The following is a 4358-nucleotide window of genomic DNA, read 5'->3' as shown; positions in this document are numbered from 1 at the left end:
TTGCTGTTCCTTGCTGTTCACAGTCGCGTCTGCTCATGATCGTGTCGACCGCGTCACGATCCGGGAGGCAGGCGGGCCGCCACCAGGTGGTCGGCGATCCGTAACCGGATGTCCTCCGCCACCGCCGCCAATGCCCGACGCGACCGCGGGTTCGCCGGGACCTCCACGTCGAACGGACGCCCGAACACGACCCGCGCCGGCACGGAACGCCTCGGCCAGCGAGCGCCCCTGGGCAGGGCCAGGCCGGTGTCGATACACGCGACCGGTAACACCGGGCACCGTCCGTGGACAGCGAGATAGGCGATACCATGCTGTACCGTCTGCACCTCGCCGGATCCCCGGGTACCTTCGGGAAACACCCCGATGGTTCCGCCGCGCCCCAACTCGTCGAGTGCAGTGTGTAACGCGGCCCGATCGGGCCGGCCACGGTCGACCGGGATCTGGCCGGCAATGCGCAGCAACGGCCCGAGGAAACCTCGGTACATTTCGGACTTCACCAGGCAGCGGACTGTGCGCGGTGACTCGATCACGACCAGGGGGCCGTCCAAGAGGCTGCTGTGGTTTCCCGCGAAGATCAGCGGACCGGTCGCCGGCACGTGTTCAAGCCCCTGGAGGGTCACCTGCATGATGGCCCGGTTCACGACGAGACGCAACGGTGGCTTGAGCACCCTGTGCACAACGTCGCGGTAGGGCCGGGACGCCGCCCCACGCGGCGGCACGGGCACCGGCGGCTGCCCGGCGCCGGCTTCCGTGGCGTCGGGGCTTCCGGTGGTCATGACGCGTCGGCCGTTACCCGTTCGCAGTGCAGCAGGACCTCGTCCACAACAGCCTCGACGGACAGACTGGTCGAGTCGAGCACGATCGCGTCGTCGGGGACGGCCAGCGGGTCCGCGGCGCGGGTCGAGTCCAGCACGTCCCTGCGATCGAGCTCGGCGAGGGTGCGGGCCACGTCATCCATGCCCTTCTCCCCGAGCTGGTGCGACCGCCGCAACGCCCGGACCTCGGTCGAAGCCGTCAGGAACACCTTGACCGGAGCCTGTGGAGCAACCACCGAACCGATGTCACGGCCTTCCACCACGATGCCGGTCGGGGACGCCGCTGCGATGATCTGCTGCTGGCGGGCGACGAGAAGCCGCCGGACCGCCGGTACCGCGGCGACCGCACTCACCGCGTTCGTCACCGCCCTGGTCCGAATCTTGTCCCCCACGGCTTCGCCGTTCACCGCGATCGTCGGATTATCCGGACTGGTGCCAACTGCCAGCACCACGCGTTCGGCCAGTTCCGCCACGGCATCGTGATCTTCAAGGTCGATCCGACTCTCCAACGCGACCTGTGTCACCGCCCGGTACATCGCGCCGGTGTCGAGATAACGCAGACCGAGTCGTCGGGCTATCTCCCTGGCAACGGTGCTCTTGCCGGAGCCTCCCGGTCCGTCGACGGCTACGACCAATCCCTCGGACGTCAATACCTGACCGTGCCCGGCGGAGCGGCCTTCGCCGCCCGTGGACACCTCCTGATCGTCGGTGGCCGTTGCGCCCACCGACTCACGGGAACCGCGGTCCTGCTCCACCGCTTCCTCCGTCCAGACGCGACAATTACCTATGAACCCGTGCATACACCGAACCCGTGTACAGATGGAATCCGCGTACACACGGTAACCAGTTTGCACCGGAAAACCATGAGCAGCCGATACGGTGAAACCGACCCGACCCGACCCGGGTGGTCACCCGGATCAACGCCGATGTGGTCAACCCGGATCAGGCTACTCGGGGCCGCCCACCCACGACGGGTGGCGTTCACGACCTGCGATAGGCGGTCCAGCCGGCGGTGGCGAGCCGGTCGAGCAGGGTGCCGACGATGTCGGGTGAAACAGCGATCTCCACAATGCCGGCCGGGGCGTCCAGGTTGTGCTCAAAGGCAGCGACATCCTCGATGTTGATCTCCCAGGCGCCGATCGTGGCGAACAGCTCGCCCAACTGGCCGGGTCTGTCCGCAAGCACCACGCCCACCCAGGCCCAGGCCCAGGGCTGCGTCGCCGCACCTGCCTTGAGCGGCAGCAGCGCCCGGCCGGCGTTGCCACCTGCCACGAGTCCGCGAACAGCCTCGACCACCTCCTGTTCGCCGGCCCGGTCGAGCAGGTCCGCCAGCCTGGACAGCTCCTCGCCGAGCAACCGGGCCCGCCGGGCGACCGGCCCACGGTTACCCTCCAGAATCGACGACCACAGGCCGGGGTCGCTGTCTGCCAGGCGGGTGGCGTCCCGGAACCCCTGGCCCACCAGGGCCAACTCGCCCGGACCGAGCTCGGGGGTGGCGGCAGCCAACAGGCTCGCGACCACCTGCGGCAGATGGGACAGGACGGCCATCGCCGTGTCATGGCGATCAGGCGTCGTACGCACCGGTATGGCGCCACACGTCCGCGCGATCGCCACCGTGGCCGCCAACGCGGCCGGTGAGGTGTGCGGCACCGGACTGACGACCCAGGCTCGTTCGGCGAACAGGTCGGCGCGGGCCGAGGCGGCACCGCCGCGCTCACGCCCGGCGATCGGGTGTGCTGGACACCACATCGACAGATCGCACCCGGCCTGCACCGCCTCGACGATCGGCCGAGCCTTCACACTCGCGACATCGCTCACCGTCTCGGCGAGCCCCGCCCGCTGCACCCGCCGTAGTTCACCGGCGACAGCGTGCGGAGGCACGGCGATGACCGCATGCTCCACGGGCTCGCCATGCCATGGCTGGCCGGCACCCATGGCCTCGGCAACCTTGACCTGCTCGGAATCAACGTCGGCCAGCAGGACCTCGATCCCATGGACGCTCAGTGCCAACCCGATGCTGGTGCCGATCAGGCCGGACCCCACCACGCCGACCCGACCCGGGGGTGGCCCAGGTGGTGGCAATCCGGATGTGCCAGTCACAGCGCGACGTCATGGTAGAGCGCGCTCACAGCGCGACGTCACGGTAGAGCGCGCCGACTTCAGCCGACGAAAGGTGCCGGGTGCGGCCCACCCGCAGTGAACCGAGATAGACCGGGCCGATTCGGGTCCGCACGAGCCGGCCGACCGGGTGGCCCACTGCGTCCATCAGCCGGCGCACCACGTGTTTACGGCCCTCGTGCAACGTGATCTCAATCATGACCCGTGCGCCGGACGAGCTCACGATCCGCACGGAGTCCACGGTCACCATCCCGTCGGTGAGGGTGACCCCCGCCCGCAACCGCCGCGGCACGTCCCGACTGACCGGTCCGCTCACCTCGACCAGGTAGGTCTTGGCGACACCGAACGACGGATGCGCCAGCCGATGTGCCAGGTCCCCGTCGTTGGTGACCAGCAGCAGGCCCTCGCTGTCGGCGTCGAGCCGGCCGACGTGGAACAGGCCGGGGCCGTGGTCCGCCACGAGGTCCGCGACGGTCGGCCGCCCCCGGTCATCCGCCATCGCCGAGAGCACCCCGACCGGCTTGTTCAACGCGAGGTGCACCAGGCCGGCCTTGGTGACGACCCGTTGACCGTCGACCTCGATGACCGCGGTCTGCGGATCAACCCGCAGACCCTGGGCCTCGACGACCCGGCCGTCCACCCGCACGCGACCCGCGGCGATCAGCTCCTCGCTGTGCCGCCTGGACCCGAGCCCCGCCGCCGCAAGCACCTTCTGCAGCCGGATGCCTTCGGCATTCGCGTCACCGGTTGTCATGAACCCAGAATGTCATAAGGCCAGAATGTCACGGGCCGACAATGTCATCCACATCGGCGATGTCAGGCAGCAGCGGGGCGAGCGGCGGCAGTTCGTCAAGATTGCGCAGACCCATCCGTTCCAGAAAGTAGTCAGTTGTCCGGTACAGCGTCGCGCCGGTCTCCGGATCGGTACCGGCCTCCTCGACGAGACGCCTGGTGGTCAGGGTACGGATCACGCCGTCGGCGGACACGCCCCGCACCGCGGAGATCCGCCCACGACTGACCGGCTGCTGGTAGGCGACAACCGCCAGCGTCTCCAGCGCCGCCTGGGACAGTTTCGGATTCTGCCCGGCGAGCACGAACCGCTCGACCCAGGGGGCGCACTCGTCGCTGGTGTAGAAACGCCAGCCACCACCGATGTCACGGAGGCTGAAGCCCCGGCCCTGCGCGATGTAGTCGCGGGCCAGCCCGACGATGACACGCTCGACGTCCGCTGCGGGGACCTCGAGGCTCACAGCGATCTCCGTAACCGGAACCGGATTTTCCGCGACCATCAGGATCGCCTCGACGAGCGCGGGTAGCGCCGGGCGCGCCACCACCTCATCTCCGGGCGACCCGTCCCCAGGTGACCGGTCACCGGGTGACCCGCCGGGCACCGGGGGTCCAACGGCTGAAGTCTCCTCGGCAGCC

5 protein-coding genes are annotated in these 4358 nt (G+C 69.2%); all 5 read right to left on the bottom strand.

What is annotated here, in order from left to right:
* Positions 1-53 precede the first annotated feature (53 nt).
* Positions 54-776 carry a lysophospholipid acyltransferase family protein gene (locus U9980_RS13185; RefSeq protein ID WP_322768173.1) on the bottom strand — a complete coding sequence of 241 codons (723 nt, stop codon included), beginning with the start codon at positions 774-776 and terminating at the stop codon, positions 54-56.
* Positions 773-1570 (bottom strand): (d)CMP kinase, encoded by a 798-nt coding sequence (gene cmk, locus U9980_RS13180; RefSeq protein WP_322768172.1) that lies wholly within the window; start codon positions 1568-1570, stop codon positions 773-775. Before cmk ends, U9980_RS13185 begins: the two co-directional genes overlap by 4 nt.
* Positions 1571-1796: 226 nt before the next feature.
* Positions 1797-2915, bottom strand: coding sequence for a prephenate dehydrogenase (locus tag U9980_RS13175; RefSeq protein WP_322768171.1), 1119 nt, complete (start codon positions 2913-2915; stop codon positions 1797-1799).
* 25 nt (positions 2916-2940) lie between these two features.
* Positions 2941-3687: a pseudouridine synthase gene (locus tag U9980_RS13170; RefSeq protein WP_322768170.1), complete on the bottom strand. Its 747-nt coding sequence runs from the start codon at positions 3685-3687 to the stop codon at positions 2941-2943.
* Positions 3688-3715: 28 nt separating this feature from the next.
* Positions 3716-4358, bottom strand: a 643-nt coding sequence (gene scpB, locus U9980_RS13165) for an SMC-Scp complex subunit ScpB (protein ID WP_416210261.1), incomplete at its 5' end; no start/stop codon positions are given.

The organism is Protofrankia sp. Cr1 (assembly GCF_963555865.1).
GTDB lineage: Bacteria > Actinomycetota > Actinomycetes > Frankiales > Frankiaceae > Protofrankia.
The sequence above is the reverse complement of the archived record's forward strand: the minus strand, read 5'-3'. Positions and strand labels throughout refer to the sequence as shown.